This window comes from Bartonella grahamii ATCC 700132, from assembly GCF_000518085.1.
Classification (GTDB): Bacteria; Pseudomonadota; Alphaproteobacteria; order Rhizobiales; family Rhizobiaceae; genus Bartonella; species Bartonella grahamii.
This window is the reverse complement of the sequence record NZ_JACX01000001.1, coordinates 302,038-321,483: the sequence shown is the minus strand read 5'-3', so window position 1 is coordinate 321,483 and position 19,446 is coordinate 302,038. Positions and strand designations below refer to the sequence as shown.

Sequence of the window (19,446 nt, the reverse complement as noted above, 5' to 3'; positions counted from 1 at the left end):
TCCCCTTAATAAACCCGTTTTTTAGGTGCAATGCGCTTTAAATCGATCCCACCATCAGCTTCAGATGTTAACGGGTCCACATGGACAGGTCGATATGATAATGTCACCTTACCCTCTTTTGACAAATGTGAAAGCGTATGTTTACGCCAGTTTTTATCATCACGCTCTGGATAATCTTCACGAGCATGAGCGCCACGGCTTTCTAAACGGGCTTGTGCAGAATGAACAGTCATGATTGCATTCGCCATGAGATTTTCAAGCTCTAATGTTTCAACCAAATCAGAATTCCATATCAGAGAACGATCTGTGACTTTGAGGTCAGACAATTCCCCCCAGATTTTATTCATCCGTTGACATCCTTGTTGCAAAGAATCTTCTGTACGAAATACAGCCGCATCTTCTTGCATCGTACGTTGCATTTTTTCACGCAATAGAGCTGTTGGTATCGCCCCTTGCGCAAAACGTAAACGATCAAAACGCGCTATAATTTCATCAACAGCTTCTTCATTGATGGGTGGAATTTCTGCATTCCGATCAATAACTTCACCCGCGCGAATGGCAGCAGCACGACCAAACACCACAAGATCAATTAATGAATTTGACCCTAAGCGATTAGCTCCATGAACAGAAGCACATCCTGCTTCTCCTACCGCCATCAGCCCTGGTTGAATACGATCAGGCGAATCAGCCGTTGGATTGAGAACTTCCCCATAGTAATTGGTAGGAATCCCACCCATATTATAATGAACCGTTGGCAAGATGGGGATAGGCTCTTTTGTTACATCCACACCTGCAAAAATCCGTGCTGATTCCGAAATTCCCGGTAAACGTTCGTGCAAGATTGCAGGATCAATATGATTGAGAACCAAATGAATATGGTCCTTCTTAGGTCCAACGCCACGTCCTTCACGAATTTCAAGTGTGATACAACGCGAAACCAAATCACGTGAAGCCAAATCCTTAAAGGAAGGTGCATAGCGCTCCATAAAGCGTTCACCTTCAGAATTGATTAAATAGCCTCCTTCACCACGAGCTCCTTCTGTAATTAAGCAGCCAGAACCGTAAATCCCTGTAGGATGGAATTGCACAAATTCCATATCCTGAAGTGGCAATCCAGCGCGTGCGACCATTCCACCACCATCACCCGTACAGGTATGCGCCGATGTCGCGGAAAAATAAGCCCGTCCATAACCACCGGTTGCAAGAACAACCATTTTGGCAGAAAAACGATGTATTGTACCATCATCGAGATCCCATGCCACAACCCCCGTACAAACCCCATCCGTCATGATAAGATCGAGTGCAAAATATTCAATAAAAAATTGCGCATTATGCTTTAAGCTTTGTCCATAAAGCGTATGCAAAATGGCATGGCCTGTACGGTCAGCTGCTGCACAAGTACGCTGAACAGGTGGGCCTTCACCAAATTGTGTCGTATGTCCACCAAAAGGACGTTGATAAATTTTACCTTCTTGCGTCCGCGAAAAAGGAACGCCATAATGTTCTAATTCGTAAACAGCAGCAGGTGCATTACGCACCAAATACTCCATTGCATCGGTATCGCCCAACCAATCAGAACCTTTCACGGTATCATATAAATGCCACTGCCAATTGTCAGGTCCCATATTTGAAAGCGATGCAGCAATCCCCCCTTGTGCTGCAACCGTGTGTGAGCGAGTTGGAAAAACCTTCGTAATACAAGCTGTCTTTAATCCTTGTTCCGCCATACCAAGTGTTGCACGTAATCCTGCACCACCTGCCCCAACAACAACAACATCAAATTTATGATCTACAGTGCGATAAGGGGCGTTACCTGCTTTAGCGCCCAGAGATGATCCTGTACCCGCCATACTTGTTTAACCCCCTAATGCAATTTTCAAAAGAGAAAAAATAATGACACCACCTATGAAAAAACAAAATGAAATATTTAACGTCAAAAAGAATATCCGGAAACCTTCACGTGGAATATAATCTTCAATTACCACTTGCATACCAAGCTTCATATGATAAAGGACTGAAAAAGTCATTAATCCCATCAAAATAGCAACAATAGGATGTGCAAGTCTTGCACGCACAATGCTATAATCCTTGCCTACAAGCGAAAGAATAAGAACAATAAAAAATATCAAAAGCGGCAGATTAACAAACCCTGTCAAACGTTCTAGCCAAAAATGCTCTGTTCCTTCATGTGCACTGCCACGCCCCCGTACTTTTCCAAGTTCCGTTCGAAAATCTTTTTTCATATCTCTTTTCACCCCCAGCTAAACAACGGTATATCCAATAATCCAAATCGCAAAAGTAACAATAAGAGAAATAAACACTGTCGCCCAAGCAGTGACTGTTGCCTTTTCTTTTGCCAAAAGGCAAGGCTTCAGATCCCAAACAATGTGGCGAACACCACCAACCATGTGATGAACCCCTGCCAAAGTATAAAGAAACAAGATACACAATCCAAACCAAGAACTATAAATCTCGTGAACCGTTCTGAACGCCTCTTCCCCACACGCAATAGCAATTAACCAAACAGCAAGAAAGACCATTCCAACATAAAGTGCCATACCCGTAATGCGATGCGCAATGGACATAGCCATAGTAATTGTCCAACGATAAATACTTATATGAGGGGAACGAGGGCGCTCTTTTATCCTAGTTGTCTCTGTCATAAAATATCCTGACCTGGTTTTTTACTGCAACCGCAATGAACGAGAAAATCCGCATAAAACGACTAAATATATTATCTCGTTTTTACTTGTTTGGCATCTCAAGATACCAATATTACAGGTCGGTTGTCTCAAATAACGGATTAAAGGTCACGCATAAAAAAACCGATTACTCCACGGATATAATCCGCAAAACTCGCCTTAATCTAATACAATTTTATCTTCACGTCAAAGGTCTAACATCTTTTCTCAGATATAAATAGGAATTTTTTCAGATTAAACTTATCTTTTTGAGTATCCACGATACATGCAATGATATCTAAATTCACCCGTTATTAAGAATAAAAAGAGGCAAAAATTGATAGATTAAACATTTTTATGTCCCCTCCAAACCTTTTAAAAGACAAAACGAATCACAAAAGACACAAAAAAGCGGCATAAAAGCCGCTTTTGCATAAAGTTTAGCCGATATAATCTCTACTCAGCAACTTGCTTTTCAACATCTGTGCTTACAGCTGCTGCTTCTACTTTCGCAACAACCTTTTCAGCTTTTTTCCGATAATCTCTCTTTTCAGCGATACGTGCAGCTTTACCTCTCAAACCACGAAGATAATAGAGTTTTGCACGGCGCACTTTACCACGGCGCACCAGCTCAACACCTTCAACCAACGGAGAATAAACAGGAAACACCCGTTCCACCCCTTCACCATAAGAAATCTTGCGTACTGTAAAGGTCTCATTCAACCCACCGCCTGAACGCGCAATACAAACACCTTCGTAAGCCTGAACACGCGTTCGCGTACCTTCCGTCACACGCACCATGACACGGACTGTATCTCCTGGCTGAAAGGCTGGAAATTGGCGCTTTTCTTCAATTTTTGCACATTGTTCAGCTTCAAGTTGTGCGATAATATTCATTTCTTTTATCCTTCATGTTCTTTATCGAACAGTCAGAGCGCTCAACTCTTACCAAAAAAGCCTTTATTAAGAATAAGGAGCTCTTTAGGCTATGCCTTACACAGGAGCGAATACACCATTCCTTCATTTTAATTTTGGAACTACAGAAAACCTTTTATAAAAAAACTCTCTAAAAAGAGAGCCATGCAATACACCACCTTATCATATGAATCAAGTTTTCTGATGATTTTTATCATAACGCGCATAAAGATCAGGACGACGTTGACGTGTTAACAATTCGGCTTGACTTTGACGCCAATCTGCGATCGCTTTGTGATGACCTGAGAGCAACACAGGCGGAATACCCCGCCCTTCGAAAAGGGAAGGGCGTGTATATTGCGGATGTTCCAGTAAGCCATTTTCAAAACTTTCACTCTTCGCAGAAGCTGCATTCCCCATCACTCCAGGCAGAAGACGTATAATAGCATCTAAGATAACCAATGCGGCTGTTTCACCCCCTGAAAGAATATAATCACCTATAGAGACTTCTTCTAATTCTCGTGCTTCTATGACTCGCTCATCAACCCCTTCAAAACGTCCACAAACTAACGTTACACCCGTATCACAAGCCAAGCTATGCGCATAAGCTTGGTCAAAAGGGCGCCCACGTGGACTCATCAACAATCTTGGCGAATCCTGTGGACAAAAATCAAGAGCAGCCGCCAATACATCCGCCCGCATTACCATACCAGCCCCCCCACCAGCAGGTGTATCATCAACGCTATGGTGTTTGTCCAAAGCAAAATCCCTAATCTGTACCGTTTCCAGTGACCAAATTCCGCGCTCTAAAGCTTGCCCTGCTAAAGAATATCCTAAAAAACCAGGAAACATTTCAGGATAAAGGGTTAAAACGCGCGCCTGAAATTTCATTTTATTTCTCATCCTTATTTTCTTAAACAGACTCTTAATAGCAAAAATAGCACAAACAAGATTTTTAACGTTATAGCGTTAGTCTAAATCTCCTTGATCTGCGCCATATTTAATACGATCCTTCTAAATACTTGCACTAAAAAAGACTCTAAAAATTCAAGACTATCTCGAGATAAAGTGCTTACAATATCTGCTCAAAGGTGCATTTTTAATATTTCCACACTCTCCACTTTTTATTAACGAAATTCATCAGTTATTTTTACCTTCATCTTTATTTTTAGATTCAAGCTATTTCCTTTTTATCATTGTCTCCCCCATCACTTAAACCAGCTGCCATGGGATCAACAACAAGAAAACCAGAATCCATACAAATTTCTGGTACCGCCACCTTACTAAAGGGAATAAGAACTCTTTTACTCGTATTCAAACGTATTTCAAGCAAATCACCAGCCCCGAAATTAAAGAAACCACACACTTCCCCTACGACTTTTCCCCCACAGTCTTGAACACGCAAGCCTATTAAATCAACTTGATAAAACTCATCCTCATCCAGATCATCAATTAATTGATCACGCATCACATAAAGGCGAATACCTTTTAAAGACTCAGCAACATTACGATTTTCTACCCCTTTAAAACGTACAATCGCCTTATTTTTTTGTATGCGAAGAGTTACAATTTCATAAGAACGCCCCATATCATCATAAAGAGTGCTGTAGGACTTGAAACGCTGTGGCTCAGCACTTAGAATTTTAACAAAAACATCTCCTTTTATACCATGAGGCATACCAATAATGGCAAGATAGACTTTATTTTTAAGCTTTTCTTTATTATACTTCATGCGAAAATATTATCTCTCAAAAATGAACCCTTCAATCTTATAGTTTTCTATTCAATCTTGTTGCCATATGAGACAATCTTCTAAAAGACCTTTCTTGGTAACAAAAAACAAATTAATAAAGGAGAAAGTCTTATGGCAAATATTATGCTATTTTACAAAGATATCACACCAATCAACAAAGTTTCCCATAAAAATCTAAAATTTGCTCCTCCAAGTGATATGTCTTTTGCCAAGGATACTCACTGGGTTCCTTTAGCAAGTACTGAATATTTTCAAGCAGCACTAGACTATCCTATTTTATTTATGTGCGCCGAAGATGAACAAAAAAAACGGCACTACACATCCGCGGCTCTTGTCGGTCTTTCTAATGACGAAAATGACTATATCGCTTCTGATAAAAGTTGGAAAACCAATACTTATGTCCCTGCTTTTGTCCGTCGCTATCCTTTTGTTCTGGCACAAATTAGCAATGAAAAAGAACTTTCTGTTTGCTTTGATCAACAGTCAGGTATGTTTAATGAAGTTGCAGGAACAGAACTTTTTAATTCCGACGGCTCTATTTCTCCTTTTATGGAAGAACGTATTCGTTTTCTTGAAAGTTTTAAAATCGCTATGGAGAAAACCTCTGAGTTTATTGATGCTCTTGTGGAAATGGATCTTCTAAGCCAAAAATCCATCAATGTGAAAAACGATAAAGGACTCTCAGCGCAATTGGAACATTTTTGGGTTGTTGATGAAGAAAAATTAAATAAATTATCAGCAAGCCAACTTGCCAAACTGCATAAAAATGGCTTTTTAGGATTAATTTTTGCGCATTTGATGTCAACGCACAATCTCTTAAAAATACTCTCTCTCAAAGGTGAAAAGCAACTTATCAATCGTGAAGAGCAACCCCAAAACAAGAATGGTCATTCTAACGATGAAAAATCTAAAAAGAAAGAAACTCTCAACTAGATAATGCCTATCAAAAACGACAAGAGAAAAGATGAAAATATTCCTCTCATTCCAGCAGACCATGCAATTTTAAACGCAAGGAAAAATTGGTTAGAGTGTCTCGTCCAAACACGTCGTATGTCAGCACAAACAATGCAAGCCTATGAACGTGATACGCGGCAATTTTTGTCTTTTCTCTGTCAACACTTAAGCCATACACCAACCCTTACAGATCTTGCTCATTTACGCATCAGTGACTTGCGTGCTTATCTTGCTTATCGGCGTACAAACAATGTAAGTGCTCGCTCTTTAAGCCGCGGAGTGGCAGGCATACGTTCTTTTTTCAAGTACCTATCACGTGAAGGAATCGTCAATGTTCCCGCGGCTCAACTTATCCGAAGCCCCAAACACCCAAAATCACTCCCAAAACCTTTAGCGATCAAATCAGCACTTCACATAGTCAAACAAGAAAACCAGCTAGAAAATGAACCTTGGATTAGCGCTCGTAATGCGGCTGTCCTCATGCTTCTCTATGGCTGTGGAATGCGAATATCAGAAGCCTTAAGCCTCACACCAGAACAATTTTCTGATCCTGAAAAAACAAGTCTATTTATAACAGGAAAAGGCGGAAAAACACGCCTTGTTCCTCTCATCAAAGTTGTTTACGAAGCTGTACAAAATTATCTCAAATGTTGCCCATATCCTTTAGTGAATAACCAACCCATATTTCGCGGGGCACGAGGCGGTCCCCTACAACCCGCCATTATTCAGAAAACTGTACGCAACTTACGAGCAAGCCTTGGTTTACCAGAAACTGCAACGCCTCACACACTACGTCATTCTTTTGCCACCCATCTTTTATCACGGGGGGGAGATTTACGCACAATTCAAGAACTTCTTGGGCACGCTAGTCTTTCCACCACACAAATCTATACCCATGTCGATACAGACCATTTGTTAAAAATTTATCAAAAGGCCCATCCCCGTTCCTAAAAAACGTCTCATTAAAAAAATTAAAGAGTTTCAACCTCAAGTGCCAAAGCATGGACACAAGTAGCTAACTCTTCTTGTAAAACTTTATAAATCGCGCGATGTATTTCTACGCGTGTCATATTAGAAAAAGAAGAAGATAAAATTTTCACTCGAAAATGTGTTTCTCCTTTACCATCAAAAGCATGTTCATTATGAGGATGCCCCTCATGAAGATGACTTTCGTTAATCACTTCAAGCTTTTGCGGATGAAAAGCATCCTGAAGCTTTCTCTTGATTATTGTTTCTATAAACATTTTTCATTCCTCAAACAAAATGAACGTGCAAAAATACACCTTTTTCATAATAAAATAAGTGTGAAAACAAATTTTTCAAAAGTCAATTCTTGTAAAATTAATCAATTTTGCATAAACCAATAGTATGACAATAACATCTAAATTATTCGATTCAATTCGCATAAGCTCAAATAAAAAACAAAAAGCTGAGCCAGAAGCGCAGCAGTGTCAGTGGGAAGGTTGTGAAAAAACAGGGTCCCATAAAGCACCAGCAGGTCGAAATCACGAAGGACAATATTTATATTTTTGTATTGAACACGTACGCGCCTATAATAAAAATTTTAATTACTTCTCTGGTCTTAGCAATAAAGATATCGCAAAATTTCAAAAGGATGCTCTCACAGGACATCGTCCGACATGGCCTACAGATCTGAGCAATGGTACATCGAAAAAAACAGCCGCTAATTATGCAAAGATTCGCTCTGGAACAGCTGCCTATCAAAATCGCATACGCGATCCCTTCACGCTTTTTACTGAGCGGCATTCAAGCAATAATTTCTCACGAAAATTAAAGCCCTTAGAAGCAAAAGCTTTTGATACACTGGGACTACAGGCAAACGCTTCAGCAGAAGACATCAAAATGAAATATAAAGAGTTGGTAAAAAAGCACCATCCTGATTCCAATGGTGGTAATCGTGCTTCGGAAGAGCGCTTTCGTGATGTTTTACATGCTTATAATTTGCTAAAAAAGTCTGGTTTGTGCTAAAAACATGTACTTGTATGAGCCCATTTTCATTTAGACTATCATTATTTGCGCAAGATATTATCTTTTTTTTGCAAAACATTATAGAATACGTAAAAATCTTCCTTCAGATCTAAGGCTCTCATTATAGAGCATTGCATAAATGCTCTAACTCTTGTATCGTTTTCTAATGAATAAATAGCGTCCCTCCCTTCCAAAAACACAATGACAAATTTTACCGTTGAAAATTTACCCGATATTACACTTTGTGCTCGCGATCTATTTCATATTGAAACAGATATGGAAATCCCTGCTTTTAGCACAAAAAGTTCCCATGTTCCTGATATCGATCCTGATTATCTTTTTGATCAGCAAACAACTTTAGCGATTCTCGCAGGTTTTACCTTTAACCGTCGTGTGATGGTTTCTGGCTATCACGGTACAGGGAAATCAACGCATATTGAACAAGTTGCTGCACGTCTCAACTGGCCTTGTCTTCGCATTAATCTCGATAGTCATGTAAGTCGTATCGATCTTGTAGGAAAAGATGCTATCGTTTTAAAAGATGGCTTACAAATCACTGAATTTAAAGAAGGCATTTTGCCATGGGCTTATCAAAATAATATTGCTCTTGTTTTCGACGAATATGACGCGGGGCGTCCCGATGTTATGTTTGTCATCCAACGCGTTCTTGAAACTTCTGGAAAACTAAGCTTACTTGATCAAAGCCGTGTCATCTCTCCACATCCAGCCTTTCGTCTTTTTGCAACAGCAAACACCATTGGTCTTGGTGATACAACCGGTCTCTATCATGGTACCCAACAGATCAATCAAGCTCAAATGGACCGCTGGTCTATTGTTACGATACTCAATTACTTACCCCATGATAAAGAGGTTAATATCATTTGTTCAAAGGTCAAATCTTTTCAAACGGCTGAGGGAAAAAAGACAATTTCACAAATGGTTCATGTTGCTGATATGGTACGCCAATCTTTTATCAATGGAGATCTTTCAACTGTCATGAGTCCACGTACCGTCATTACTTGGGCAGAAAATACAACAATTTTTCAAGATGTCGGCTTTGCCTTCCGATTAACCTTTCTCAATAAATGTGATGAACTCGAACGTGCCACTGTTGCAGAATTTTATCAACGCGCCTTTGGACAAGAGCTTCCCGAATCACTCATTCATGGTGTTTCGCCTTAAGGAATTTGTCACTCATGGCTACCAATATTGGCGACAACAAAAATCCGGTAAAGGACTCTTCCAACAACACTCTTAATGCTGAAGCTTTTAAAAAAGCACTTTCCACCTGTATGCGTGCAATTGCAGGCACAAGCGACCTTGAAGTTTCCTTTAGTCATAACCGACCATCTTTAAGCGAAAGTTGTGCGCGTTTACCAGAATTACCTCAATACGCAACGAATAAAGACATCACCATTACTCGCGGATTAGGTGATTCCATGGCTCTACGCAAAGCATGGCATGATAACCGTATTCACATGCAATTTGCTCCACTAGAATCAGAAGCACGTGCTGTCTTTGATGCCCTCGAACAAACACGTGTTGAAGCAATTGGCACTTTAGCCATGGAGGGACTTGCAAAAAATCTTGATATCATGCTCGCCGATAAATACAAAAGAGCCCATTATCATAAAATTAGCAACCAAAGTGAAGCCCCCATCCAAGAAGCGATTGCACTTTTATTGCGTGAAAAAATAACAAAGCGCACAGCTCCAAAAGAAGCAGGTCCTGTCTTAGAATTGTGGCGTCAAGAACTCGAACAAAAAGCAGCAGCAGAACTCAATGAGCTCCCACATCATATTTACAACCAACAAGCTTTTGCACAGACTGTTCGCCAAATGCTTGTTACACTCAAAATGACAGTGCAACAAGCTAAAGCTTCTAACAGTAAAAACAATAAAAAATTAAAAAACGAATGTGCACCTCAAGACCAAGCAGAAGAAGAGAGTAAAAACAAAAAACACGCTCAAAGTGAAGAACAAACCAGCACTGAACAAGAAAGTGATGTGCAAGACGACGGAAAAACACAAGCGACACAATCAAACAACAATGATCAAGCTGACGGCGAGCAAAAAAATGGACCTTGGCAAGAAAAGCCGAGCAGACCCAAACACCTTTTTTCTGATTCGGAACAAATGGAAAGACTTGGCAATTATAAAATCTTCACCCATCAATTTGATGAAATTTTGGAAGCAACAGATTTTTGTTCTGAAAACGAGTTAGATCACTTACGCCGTTATCTTGATAAGCAAATCAATCATCTTCAAAACATCGTTGGACGTTTAGCAAACCGTCTCCAGCGCCGCTTGATGGCGCAACAAAATCGCGACTGGAACTTTGACCTTGAAGAAGGATATCTTGATACAGCACGGCTTCCACGTCTAATTATTGACCCCATGCAACCCCTTTCTTTTAAAATGGAAAGCAACACCCAATTTCGGGACACGGTTGTTTCACTCCTCATTGATAATTCGGGCTCAATGCGCGGACGCCCCATTAGCGTTGCCGCAAGTTGTGCTGATATTTTGGCACAAACTCTTGAACGTTGTGGTGTCAAAGTTGAAATTTTAGGTTTTACCACTAAAACTTGGAAAGGGGGAAAATCGCGCGAACAATGGCTTACCCAAAACAAACTCCATAATCCTGGGCGCCTTAATGATTTATGCCATATCATCTATAAAAGTGCTGATACCCCATGGCGTCGCGCACGACGCAATTTAGGTTTAATGATGCAAGAAGGATTATTAAAAGAAAATATCGACGGAGAAGCTTTAATTTGGGCTCATCAACGCCTTTTATCACGGCGTGAACAACGTCGCATCCTCATGGTCATTTCTGATGGTGCTCCAGTTGATGATTCGACACTATCGGTCAACTCCAGCAATTATTTAGAAAAACACTTACGCGCAGTGATTCAAGAAATCCAAACACATTCCCCCATTGAACTCATTGCCATTGGAATTGGTCATGATGTCACACGTTATTATCAGCGTGCTGTAACAATTATGAATGCTGAAGAACTTGCCGACGCCATAACAAAACAATTAGAAATACTTTTTAGTGATAAAATGCCTCATATTCATAAGAAATAAACCTGCCTTGAAACAGCCAACAATTACATCTTAAAAAATTATCTCTATCATTAAACCATCGGAATTTGATGACTAACAACCTGAGAAGATAATCCCACAAATTGAATATCGAACTTTAAGAAAGCTTCTACTTTACTGGATGCATTATGAATCCTAAAAGAAATGCTCCAACCATCTTCAAAAATTATAATGAGTTTGTTTTTACTTTCTGGTTTTATTGCAACTGATAAAATTTTGCTTGGAATTTTCCATTTACGACCATATCCCAGAGTGCCATTCAAATTAAAAGACTGAATAATAACCCGTTTTTGTTTAGATCTTGTATCTATCATAATCTTATAAAAATCATAAGAACCTATAATATACTGAAACAATAGCTTCACAAATTTATCTTGATAATCTAAACAAAGCCTTTGAAGTTCTTTAGAAAAAGCTTCTAGGATTGGAAGATAAACTCTGCTGTCTTTATCCTCTATATCTCTAAAGAACATCTTCTTATCTCTAAGCTCTGCTAAATAATCAAAAATAGGTCTAACTTCATTGAAATAAAGGCTGCTACACGGGGTAACCTGCCCATTCTTTACCAAAATCTATTTTACCAAAAAGGTGAGGATGTTTGATAGCGCTATGATTATGTTTTGCAGAAATACCAATGTGATTTTCAGGAACTTTTAAAATAATATCACAGACATCTCCTTTGATCCCAACAAAATCTTCCTGAAGAACAATAGTTTTCATCTTTCTAATATTTTTATCATGTAACTGTAAGAAAATAGCTGCTTCAATAGAAGCGAGATTTAAAAGCCTTTTTTCAGTATCATTAAATAAATTATAAAAAGACTCCGCTATTTGAAAGGACGAGTTAAACTCTATAGAAGCCTTTGTTGCTTTTTTAAAACCCATAGCAAAGCATATTCAAAGGCTTTTCCATTTTCTACCTGTTTCATGCAATTTCCTAAAGATCCTTACTCAAAATTACGAGTTCATTTAATTTTTTATTGTTTCCCATACCATAAATCCATTCAGGATTAAGTATTGTATGTCCTTTATAAAGTTCTCTAACTTCCACACAATCATTATAAGATAAAACCCATCTGTGATGCTTTCTCAAAAGTTCAGCAAGAAATTGATGATCAAAAGAATTATGTTTATCGCCTTTTTGACCATAAGGTTTTTGATTAATAAGATATGGAGGATCACAATAAAGAAAATCGTTAAAGTGTTTAGGAGTACTTTTTGTAAAATCTCTGTGTTCCACCGTGAAATTTTCAATCTTAAAATCTTTAAGCCGTTCAATAGAATGATAATTGTATCGAGGATGTCCTAGAGACATACCGCCAGAAAGTGTTGTTCCGAAAAAAAGAGCAATTAAGAGTAAGAAAAAACGGCAGCAATTTCTAATTGATTTTTAATATTCCCAAAAGTTTTTTGGAGATTATAAAACATTACGGGAGTCATATCTTCATATTCTCTCACTTTTTCTGCAAGAGCTGAAGCATCTTTCAAAAGCATCTGCCAAAAAATAACAAGCGGCTTAAAAGCATCATAAGCATAAACCTTTGTTCCTCTTTTTGCTAAGGTTAATTCAATTGAACCGCCTCCTACAAAAGGAGAACATAAAGTTTTCTGTTTCCTTATATAGTTATTAATAATCATAGGAACAGCGCGACTTTTCCCTCCCGGATAACGAAGAGGTGATTTTACAATAGGCAACTCCCTAGTCTCTCTCTGTTTTTTCAAGGAAGTTAAGACCAAATTATCCAATAAAGCCTTTGTATGATCTCTTTGATTTATCATTTTGTTCATATTATCAGCTCCAAGTATCACATTTTCTAACCTACAATTATCTAAAATAAATACTCGAAGCGTTTGCCAAATTCTACAGAGATCGCATTATAACAAATTGTAAATTCATTAACATATCTGCACAAACATTTGTTACTAAAATAATGATAAATACCAGTATAACCAAATTTTAAAACTGTCAAAAAGGACTTGATACCATTGGTATTTATTTTTCTATTTATATACTACCCAAATGTATATCGAAATGTTTTTTCCTTTATAAGAACCAAATTTCTTATAGCTCAAATAATCATAAGTAAGACATCACTATTCTTAACAAGACATTTTTTGGCCTTTATAAGAGCTTTATTATCTGTTTTTAATACTGATAAGATGCTCTTATCCCATACTGAATCAATCAAAACTATTTCCTTACACATCATAAGCATAGATGATGTATGGATAAATACAACTTGAGAAAAGAAGCAAAATCCCTTTTTTGAATCCACTCAAATTCTGTTCGCAGAAGACATAACGCACAACCTTCTCTTCTTTAGCAAAACAAAAGGACAAAGATCATTATTTGTTACAAACAAAAGAAGAATCATCCTTTGAATGACTTTGATAAAGAGGAAGTTTTACAATATTAAGAATTGTTCCATAGGGAATCAACATAAACAGGCTCATAACAATTTTTACCGAAAAATCACCAAAAGCAAGCGAGAGCCAAACTGGCATGCCTACCCCTCCCAAAACAGTACTCTCCACCAGTGAACTATCAGCATAGCCTGTTATCTTATCAAGAACAGCAAAAGAGCTAGAAAAAGCAAGAGCAAAAAACAGCACTGTATCCAAAGCCGAACCAACCAACGCTGCTGCTAAAGGTGCTTTCCACCATGTTTTACGTCGCAAAGGAGTAAAAACAACAATATCAAGGAGTTGCCCAAATAAAAATGCAAAACTAGAAGCAAGTGCAAGCCGTGGTGTCGCCAATATCCAAGAAACAAAGACACCCGCAAAAAAACCAGCGTAAACCACACGCCGTGCAGCAGATGGACCATAAAAACGATTGGTCAAATCATTGATCAGAAAAGCAAATGGATAGGTAAAAGCCCCATAAGTCAACAGCTCATTTAAATCAAACCAGTAGACAGGATATTGAACAAAAATATTAGAAGCAGTGACAGCAAGGCACATTGCTAAAATAGAAAAAACAATGTACCTCTTCTTTTGCTGTTCTCGTAAAGGACTGCTTGAGGGCATTTTTTTAACCTATGATACGGAACCAATAAAATTAAACGATCAACCTGAAAAAACTTAACTTCTAGAACAGAAGACCGGAATAAAAGCGTCAATAAACCAAAAAGAATGGCGCTAACAATTACGCTGCTTGTTCAGCCTTTTGCTCACCTTCTTGCTCAGCTTTTTTCTTAATAATTTGTCGTTTTAGCAAACGCGCACGTTGCGACAACTCTTTATCATCTGCTTTGACCAAAAAAGCATCAAGGCCACCACGATGCTCAACAGAACGCAATGCACTTGCTGAAATGCGCAAGCGATAACTTTGCTGTAACACTTCTGAAATCAATGTCACATTGCAAAGATTTGGTAAAAAACGACGCCGAGTCTTATTATTCGCATGGCTAACATTATTACCATACAGAACCGTCTTCCCTGTCAATTCACATGCACGAGACATAAACTTCACCCTTAAACTCTAAGAAACTTTCAAAATCCCCATACCCAAAGGACACAATGAACGCAAAACACGCACAATGCAACCTTGAACGGGCATCATTAGGAAGTCTCTTTCTAATAGGGGGTCGACAACAAAAGGTCAAGTCTTTTATAAAACCTTTTTCATATCTTACTAGCTCATTCTTCATCTTTTTCCTCAACAAGGCGTGCAAATTCCACCAAAAAGCGTACAAAATGTTTTTTAAATACATACCATGTTAGAATGAAAACCTATTATCCCGAAAGGAAGCATAAATCATGAGTAAAAAAGAGCCCCCCATAACAAAGCTTCAAGAAGATTCTTGCCGTTTTTCTTCTTTTTTGTTTGGGACTTTATGTATTTGTTTTTTTCTTCTCTTCAGTGCATTAGGTATATGGCAAGTACAACGGTTAAACTGGAAAACAAATCTCATCACCAGTGCCAATCAGCGCATTCATTTGCCCCCCATAAAAGCCCCCCCAAAAAATCAATGGTCAGATGTTACTTTTGAAAAAAATGAATATCAACCTGTTGTTATCACAGGAAAATTTTTAACAGATAAAAATATTTTAGTCACTGCTGCCGCTCAAAATACTACAGGATATTGGGTTTTGACTCCTTTACAAACTACTGATAATACACTGACCTTTATCAACCGTGGCTTTATCCCCATGGATGAACGTAACAATTTTCAAAACTCAGAGCAATCGCATACAAATGCCTCATCTCAGCAAAATTCGACCACAGACACAGAACAAACAACAATTATAGGTTTATTACGCATGAGTGAAAAAAATGGATTTTTCCCGCGTAAAAATAATCCGGACAAGAATTTATGGTATACGCGCGATCTCCCCGCTATGGCACAAAAACTTGGTCTGTCCACTGTTGCCCCTTATTTCATTGATGCCAGAAAAACATCTCCACAAGCAAACCTTCCCGTCGTTGGTCTTACGATTGTCCATTTTCGAAATAATCATCTCGTTTATGCAATCACGTGGTTTATTTTAGCTGCTGGTGTGTTAGGAGCTTTTCTTTTTCTGCTACGGCAAAAAAACTAAAAAAAGACCTCTTCCATCTCAAGTAACAAAAATTTTTAGAATCTTGGAAACTGATAAAGAGAACAGAATCTACTAACTTGCGCCTTTGTTAAATAAAGATCATAGGCATACAATGAATCTTTATACCATCCACAAAAGATTTACGCGACACTCTTCAAAAAACCATCATAAAACGAGGGATGATTCATTAAAAATGTAATGCCCAAAAATGTGAAACAATGCATTATCTCCACTCTTAAAAAAAATTCATTCTAAAAAAACATTGTCATAAACGCTTTTGAAAAACATACAGCCAAATTTAAAAATGATAGGAAAGATAGGCACTCATTTTTGCCTTTATAATTTTATATTCTTGCTTCATTAGATTGTTTCCCATCTCAGAGATTACTCCAATTGATATACGCAATACTTTCGCCTTCATCTAGTATAAAAGCTAATATAGCAGAGAACATACGGATGCATTTTTTGTTTCAAAACTGCTATGAAGATGAGATGTTGAGTTATAAGCAACAAAAAAACATTTAATGTCTCAATGAGACTTTATACACCCACCACCACACCTCAAATGAGAGTGTTTTACAGGATAATAAAAAAGGTGAGTCACCCTATATTCTAAAAAGACAGTTTATCCTTTCAGTGTATTTTGCTAAAGGCTTATGCTATAAATCTATAAGCTTGTTTTACTAGAATTTTAACTCTTTCATTTTTAAGGCTTCTGTTATGGGTGTTATTGCCAAAAATTTTCCCATACCTGATCTTCATCGGGTTCGTCGTGTTCTCTTTTCTGTGTCTGATAAAACGGGTGTGGTTGCTTTTGCACAAGCCCTTCATACTACTTACAATGTTGAATTGATTTCAACAGGGGGAACAGCCAAAACCCTCATAGCAGCCGGTTTACCGGTAAAAGATGTTGCTGAAGTTACCGGATTTCCTGAGATCATGGATGGGCGTGTAAAAACACTCCATCCTTTGATTCATGGTGCTTTGTTAGGGGTAAGAGAAGATCCTAGCCATAGGGAAGCTATGGAAAAGAACAGCATTCATGGAATTGATCTTTTGGTGGTGAATCTTTATCCGTTTGAAGAGACGATCTTATCGGGAGCCGATGGGCAAACGATTCTTGAAAATATTGATATCGGTGGACCGGCAATGATTCGCGCCGCGGCAAAAAATTATGCTTATACTGGTGTTGTAACAGCGATAAAAGATTATGATTCGATTCTAGCTGAATTAAAACAGCATAATGGATGTTTAAGCTTATCTATGCGTCATCAGCTAGCAATGCGCGCTTATGCACACACCGCCGCTTATGATACGGCAATAGCATCGTGGTTTGCACGGGATTTAAAAATTGAAATTCCATCGTGGCAGAGTTTTTCTGGTCATCTTGAGAGTGTTATGCGCTATGGGGAAAATCCACATCAACAGGCAGCATTTTATCGCAATAATGAAAAACGTTTTGGTATTGCAACAGCAAAACTTTTACAAGGCAAAGCGCTTTCTTATAACAATCTGAATGATACAGATGCAGCCTTTGAGCTTGTGGCAGAATTTGATCCGCAAAAAACCGCTGCTGTCGCTCTTATTAAACATGCCAATCCTTGTGGTGTTGCGGAAGGAAAAAATTTGAAAGAAGCTTATTTGAAAGCTCTTATGTGTGATAATGTATCGGCATTTGGTGGAATTGTTGCTTTAAATCAAACCCTTGATGAGGAATGTGCTGAAGAGATTGTTAAAATTTTCACAGAAGTGATTATTGCTCCTGATGCCACAATGGCGGCACGTGAAATTATTGCCAAGAAAAAAAATCTTCGTTTGCTCATTACAGGTGGAGTTCCTGATCCACGCTGTGGAGGACTTCTTGCGAAAACACTTGCAGGAGGCATTTTAGTGCAATCGCGTGATAACGTGGTGGTTGATGATCTTAAATTGCAAGTAGTGACAAAGCGGGCACCAACTCAAGATGAAATGCGTGATCTTCAGTTTGCTTTTCGTGTAGCAAAACACGTTAAATCAAATGCTATTGTATACGCGAAAAATAGCGCAACAGTTGGAATTGGAGCCGGACAAATGAGCCGCATCGATTCAGCAAAAATTGCTGCAAGTAAAGCAGCAGAAAGTGCGCAAAGAGCAGGCTTAACAGAAACTCTCACAAAAGGATCGGTTGTTGCATCAGATGCATTTTTTCCTTTTGCAGATGGTTTATTAGCAGCAGCTGAAGCAGGAGCAACAGCAGTTATTCAACCAGGAGGCTCCATGCGTGATGAAGAAGTTATCACGGCTGCTGATGCGCAGGGTTTAGCGATGGTTTTCACAGGAACACGACACTTCCGCCATTAATAATTTTGCTGATTCTCTCTATTATATGAGACAAATGTTTCAAGGAATTTTTCATAATCATCGTATGACTATTGATCACTATTGAAATGGAAGCAGTTATTCAATCCAAAGAATCTACTCGTGAAGACGTTTATCACCACAGAAAATGCACATAATTTAACCATTATTTAGGGATAGGATATTGTTGTTGTTAATATTTTAATGGCTTCCCTTTCACATGAGCAAAATGTTAAAGGGATATTATCTTGTATGTATATGCATACCTGTTATGATATTATAACACAACTCTTTTTAGTAATATGCTCTATTCTTAAACCAAAGAGTGAAATGAAAAGTTTGAGTAGAGGATATGAATATTCTACGTTTTTATAGTAATTGGCGCCGTTATCGTCGAACCGTTAATGCATTAAGGTGTCTTTCAACATATGAACTCAGCGATCTTGGAATTTGTCGCGGTGATATTGATTTGATTGCACGACGTTATTCGCGTAAATCTTTATAAAAGTTGTTTGAAGCATTTGAGAGAGTGCTTTGCTGTGAAAAAACGTGCATTTTGTGGCTTGTTATTATGACTTCATTTATAATAACAAAGAGCAGGAGGGTTGTCTTTCTCGGGCGTTGCTATGTATTGTTTCTCGAATTCTCAGTGCTTCTATGAAGTAAATTTGATTTATAATGATAATTTAGCGTTATTCATATTGAATTAGAACCCCGAATACCGTAAGATTCTCCCATTCAAAATCTATGTATGTTGAATCAACCAAAACCATTCGCTTGCACTTGCACGTTACAAGCGGAGAATTTTGTGTGGATAAAAACTATTAAGAAAAGGCTAAAAATACCTCTTATGAATCATCTCTAGTGCCAAGAGCTGTTACAAAAATTGGGCACTAATAAATAGTGTGATGGTGCTAAATTGCTCCTTGCGTAAAGATGAGGTGCTTCATGGATTTACCGTTATACCCATCACAGACATCGTCGCGAAATAGGCTTGGAAGTATTAAGGGATTTTTCTTTAATATAAGTCCGTGAATATGCAATAAATAGCGCTCTGTTTTTCGTGAGGAGCGTAACCCTATTAATGCAACTCTCTCAGAGATAAATATTAATCCCAACAGCACACTTAAGAACTTATAGAAGATAAGCAACAGCTTTATTT

The 19,446-nt window shown here is 38.3% G+C and carries 22 protein-coding genes; 8 read left to right on the top strand and 14 right to left on the bottom strand.

Annotated features, from left to right (window positions below):
* Positions 1-5: 5 nt before the first annotated feature.
* The 6 genes from sdhA to rimM form a co-directional block, all read right to left on the bottom strand.
* The gene (gene sdhA, locus U736_RS0101325; protein ID WP_026500184.1) at positions 6-1,850 is read right to left on the bottom strand and encodes a succinate dehydrogenase flavoprotein subunit; all 1,845 of its coding nucleotides are present in this window, start codon (positions 1,848-1,850) and stop codon (positions 6-8) included.
* A gap of 6 nt (positions 1,851-1,856) precedes the next feature.
* A complete protein-coding gene (gene sdhD, locus U736_RS0101320; RefSeq protein WP_026500183.1) occupies positions 1,857-2,243 on the bottom strand; it encodes a succinate dehydrogenase, hydrophobic membrane anchor protein in 387 nt (128 codons plus the stop codon).
* Between the two features lie 18 nt (positions 2,244-2,261).
* The gene (gene sdhC, locus U736_RS0101315) at positions 2,262-2,663 is read right to left on the bottom strand and encodes a succinate dehydrogenase, cytochrome b556 subunit (protein WP_026500182.1); all 402 of its coding nucleotides are present in this window, start codon (positions 2,661-2,663) and stop codon (positions 2,262-2,264) included.
* 474 nt (positions 2,664-3,137) lie between these two features.
* On the bottom strand, positions 3,138-3,578 hold the full coding sequence (rplS, locus tag U736_RS0101310; RefSeq protein ID WP_015857038.1) for a 50S ribosomal protein L19: 441 nt from the start codon (positions 3,576-3,578) through the stop codon (positions 3,138-3,140).
* A gap of 210 nt (positions 3,579-3,788) precedes the next feature.
* Positions 3,789-4,487: a tRNA (guanosine(37)-N1)-methyltransferase TrmD gene (gene trmD / locus U736_RS0101305; RefSeq protein WP_026500181.1), complete on the bottom strand. Its 699-nt coding sequence runs from the start codon at positions 4,485-4,487 to the stop codon at positions 3,789-3,791.
* Between the two features lie 283 nt (positions 4,488-4,770).
* Positions 4,771-5,328 (bottom strand): ribosome maturation factor RimM, encoded by a 558-nt coding sequence (gene rimM, locus U736_RS0101300; protein ID WP_015857040.1) that lies wholly within the window; start codon positions 5,326-5,328, stop codon positions 4,771-4,773.
* Between the two features lie 132 nt (positions 5,329-5,460).
* Here rimM and U736_RS0101295 point away from each other — a divergent pair, with 132 nt between their 5' ends.
* Both U736_RS0101295 and U736_RS0101290 read left to right on the top strand, forming a co-directional pair.
* A complete protein-coding gene (locus U736_RS0101295) occupies positions 5,461-6,282 on the top strand; it encodes a SapC family protein (RefSeq protein WP_015857041.1) in 822 nt (273 codons plus the stop codon).
* A 3-nt stretch (positions 6,283-6,285) separates the two neighbouring features.
* Positions 6,286-7,254, top strand: coding sequence for a tyrosine recombinase XerC (locus U736_RS0101290; protein WP_015857042.1), 969 nt, complete (start codon positions 6,286-6,288; stop codon positions 7,252-7,254).
* 20 nt (positions 7,255-7,274) lie between these two features.
* Here the strand turns inward: U736_RS0101290 and U736_RS0101285 are convergent, their stop codons facing one another.
* Positions 7,275-7,547: a BolA family protein gene (locus tag U736_RS0101285; protein WP_015857043.1), complete on the bottom strand. Its 273-nt coding sequence runs from the start codon at positions 7,545-7,547 to the stop codon at positions 7,275-7,277.
* Positions 7,548-7,671: 124 nt separating this feature from the next.
* Here U736_RS0101285 and U736_RS0101280 point away from each other — a divergent pair, with 124 nt between their 5' ends.
* The 3 genes from U736_RS0101280 (at position 7,672) to cobT (ending at position 11,384) form a co-directional block, all read left to right on the top strand.
* Positions 7,672-8,292 carry a J domain-containing protein gene (locus U736_RS0101280; protein ID WP_015857044.1) on the top strand — a complete coding sequence of 207 codons (621 nt, stop codon included), beginning with the start codon at positions 7,672-7,674 and terminating at the stop codon, positions 8,290-8,292.
* A gap of 201 nt (positions 8,293-8,493) precedes the next feature.
* On the top strand, positions 8,494-9,474 hold the full coding sequence (gene cobS / locus U736_RS0101275) for a cobaltochelatase subunit CobS (protein ID WP_026500180.1): 981 nt from the start codon (positions 8,494-8,496) through the stop codon (positions 9,472-9,474).
* 14 nt (positions 9,475-9,488) lie between these two features.
* A complete protein-coding gene (gene cobT / locus U736_RS0101270; RefSeq protein WP_026500179.1) occupies positions 9,489-11,384 on the top strand; it encodes a cobaltochelatase subunit CobT in 1,896 nt (631 codons plus the stop codon).
* Positions 11,385-11,434: 50 nt separating this feature from the next.
* On the opposite strand, the gene U736_RS0101265 is transcribed toward cobT, so the two are convergent.
* From U736_RS0101265 to rpmB, 7 genes are all read right to left on the bottom strand, one after another.
* Entirely contained in the window at positions 11,435-11,971 is a 537-nt protein-coding gene (locus tag U736_RS0101265; RefSeq protein WP_162147209.1) for a HaeIII family restriction endonuclease, read from the bottom strand.
* Positions 11,940-12,287, bottom strand: coding sequence for a HaeIII family restriction endonuclease (locus tag U736_RS0101260; protein WP_026500177.1), 348 nt, complete (start codon positions 12,285-12,287; stop codon positions 11,940-11,942). Before U736_RS0101260 ends, U736_RS0101265 begins: the two co-directional genes overlap by 32 nt.
* A 52-nt stretch (positions 12,288-12,339) precedes the next feature.
* The gene (locus U736_RS13010; RefSeq protein WP_026500176.1) at positions 12,340-12,717 is read right to left on the bottom strand and encodes a DNA adenine methylase; all 378 of its coding nucleotides are present in this window, start codon (positions 12,715-12,717) and stop codon (positions 12,340-12,342) included.
* 35 nt (positions 12,718-12,752) lie between these two features.
* On the bottom strand, positions 12,753-13,190 hold the full coding sequence (locus tag U736_RS13005; RefSeq protein ID WP_049757454.1) for a DNA adenine methylase: 438 nt from the start codon (positions 13,188-13,190) through the stop codon (positions 12,753-12,755).
* A 41-nt stretch (positions 13,191-13,231) separates the two neighbouring features.
* Complete coding sequence (locus tag U736_RS13115) at positions 13,232-13,399, bottom strand: transposase (RefSeq protein ID WP_372440006.1); 168 nt, start codon at positions 13,397-13,399, stop codon at positions 13,232-13,234.
* A gap of 349 nt (positions 13,400-13,748) precedes the next feature.
* On the bottom strand, positions 13,749-14,432 hold the full coding sequence (locus U736_RS0101240; protein WP_015857047.1) for a VUT family protein: 684 nt from the start codon (positions 14,430-14,432) through the stop codon (positions 13,749-13,751).
* Positions 14,433-14,550: 118 nt separating this feature from the next.
* Entirely contained in the window at positions 14,551-14,868 is a 318-nt protein-coding gene (rpmB, locus tag U736_RS0101235; protein WP_015857048.1) for a 50S ribosomal protein L28, read from the bottom strand.
* A gap of 296 nt (positions 14,869-15,164) precedes the next feature.
* On the opposite strand from rpmB, the gene U736_RS0101225 reads away from it, so the two are divergent.
* From U736_RS0101225 to U736_RS11640, 3 genes are all read left to right on the top strand, one after another.
* The gene (locus U736_RS0101225; RefSeq protein WP_015857049.1) at positions 15,165-15,947 is read left to right on the top strand and encodes an SURF1 family protein; all 783 of its coding nucleotides are present in this window, start codon (positions 15,165-15,167) and stop codon (positions 15,945-15,947) included.
* 720 nt (positions 15,948-16,667) lie between these two features.
* Positions 16,668-18,287: a bifunctional phosphoribosylaminoimidazolecarboxamide formyltransferase/IMP cyclohydrolase gene (gene purH, locus U736_RS0101220; protein WP_015857050.1), complete on the top strand. Its 1,620-nt coding sequence runs from the start codon at positions 16,668-16,670 to the stop codon at positions 18,285-18,287.
* 349 nt (positions 18,288-18,636) lie between these two features.
* Entirely contained in the window at positions 18,637-18,789 is a 153-nt protein-coding gene (locus tag U736_RS11640; protein ID WP_015857051.1) for a DUF1127 domain-containing protein, read from the top strand.
* Positions 18,790-19,446 lie beyond the last annotated feature (657 nt).

Excerpts from the sequence above, each read along its gene's own strand:
- sdhA (WP_026500184.1), bottom strand. The coding sequence starts at position 1,850 with ATGGCGGGTACAGGATCATCTCTGGGCGCTAAAGCAGGTAACGCCCCT.
- sdhD (WP_026500183.1), bottom strand. The coding sequence starts at position 2,243 with ATGAAAAAAGATTTTCGAACGGAACTTGGAAAAGTACGGGGGCGTGGC.
- sdhC (WP_026500182.1), bottom strand. The coding sequence starts at position 2,663 with ATGACAGAGACAACTAGGATAAAAGAGCGCCCTCGTTCCCCTCATATA.
- rplS (WP_015857038.1), bottom strand. The coding sequence starts at position 3,578 with ATGAATATTATCGCACAACTTGAAGCTGAACAATGTGCAAAAATTGAA.
- trmD (WP_026500181.1), bottom strand. The coding sequence starts at position 4,487 with ATGAAATTTCAGGCGCGCGTTTTAACCCTTTATCCTGAAATGTTTCCT.
- rimM (WP_015857040.1), bottom strand. The coding sequence starts at position 5,328 with ATGAAGTATAATAAAGAAAAGCTTAAAAATAAAGTCTATCTTGCCATT.
- U736_RS0101295 (WP_015857041.1), top strand. The coding sequence starts at position 5,461 with ATGGCAAATATTATGCTATTTTACAAAGATATCACACCAATCAACAAA.
- U736_RS0101290 (WP_015857042.1), top strand. The coding sequence starts at position 6,286 with ATGCCTATCAAAAACGACAAGAGAAAAGATGAAAATATTCCTCTCATT.
- U736_RS0101285 (WP_015857043.1), bottom strand. The coding sequence starts at position 7,547 with ATGTTTATAGAAACAATAATCAAGAGAAAGCTTCAGGATGCTTTTCAT.
- U736_RS0101280 (WP_015857044.1), top strand. The coding sequence starts at position 7,672 with ATGACAATAACATCTAAATTATTCGATTCAATTCGCATAAGCTCAAAT.
- cobS (WP_026500180.1), top strand. The coding sequence starts at position 8,494 with ATGACAAATTTTACCGTTGAAAATTTACCCGATATTACACTTTGTGCT.
- cobT (WP_026500179.1), top strand. The coding sequence starts at position 9,489 with ATGGCTACCAATATTGGCGACAACAAAAATCCGGTAAAGGACTCTTCC.
- U736_RS0101260 (WP_026500177.1), bottom strand. The coding sequence starts at position 12,287 with ATGGGTTTTAAAAAAGCAACAAAGGCTTCTATAGAGTTTAACTCGTCC.
- U736_RS13010 (WP_026500176.1), bottom strand. The coding sequence starts at position 12,717 with ATGTCTCTAGGACATCCTCGATACAATTATCATTCTATTGAACGGCTT.
- U736_RS13005 (WP_049757454.1), bottom strand. The coding sequence starts at position 13,190 with ATGAACAAAATGATAAATCAAAGAGATCATACAAAGGCTTTATTGGAT.
- U736_RS0101240 (WP_015857047.1), bottom strand. The coding sequence starts at position 14,432 with ATGCCCTCAAGCAGTCCTTTACGAGAACAGCAAAAGAAGAGGTACATT.
- rpmB (WP_015857048.1), bottom strand. The coding sequence starts at position 14,868 with ATGTCTCGTGCATGTGAATTGACAGGGAAGACGGTTCTGTATGGTAAT.
- U736_RS0101225 (WP_015857049.1), top strand. The coding sequence starts at position 15,165 with ATGAGTAAAAAAGAGCCCCCCATAACAAAGCTTCAAGAAGATTCTTGC.
- purH (WP_015857050.1), top strand. The coding sequence starts at position 16,668 with ATGGGTGTTATTGCCAAAAATTTTCCCATACCTGATCTTCATCGGGTT.
- U736_RS11640 (WP_015857051.1), top strand. The coding sequence starts at position 18,637 with ATGAATATTCTACGTTTTTATAGTAATTGGCGCCGTTATCGTCGAACC.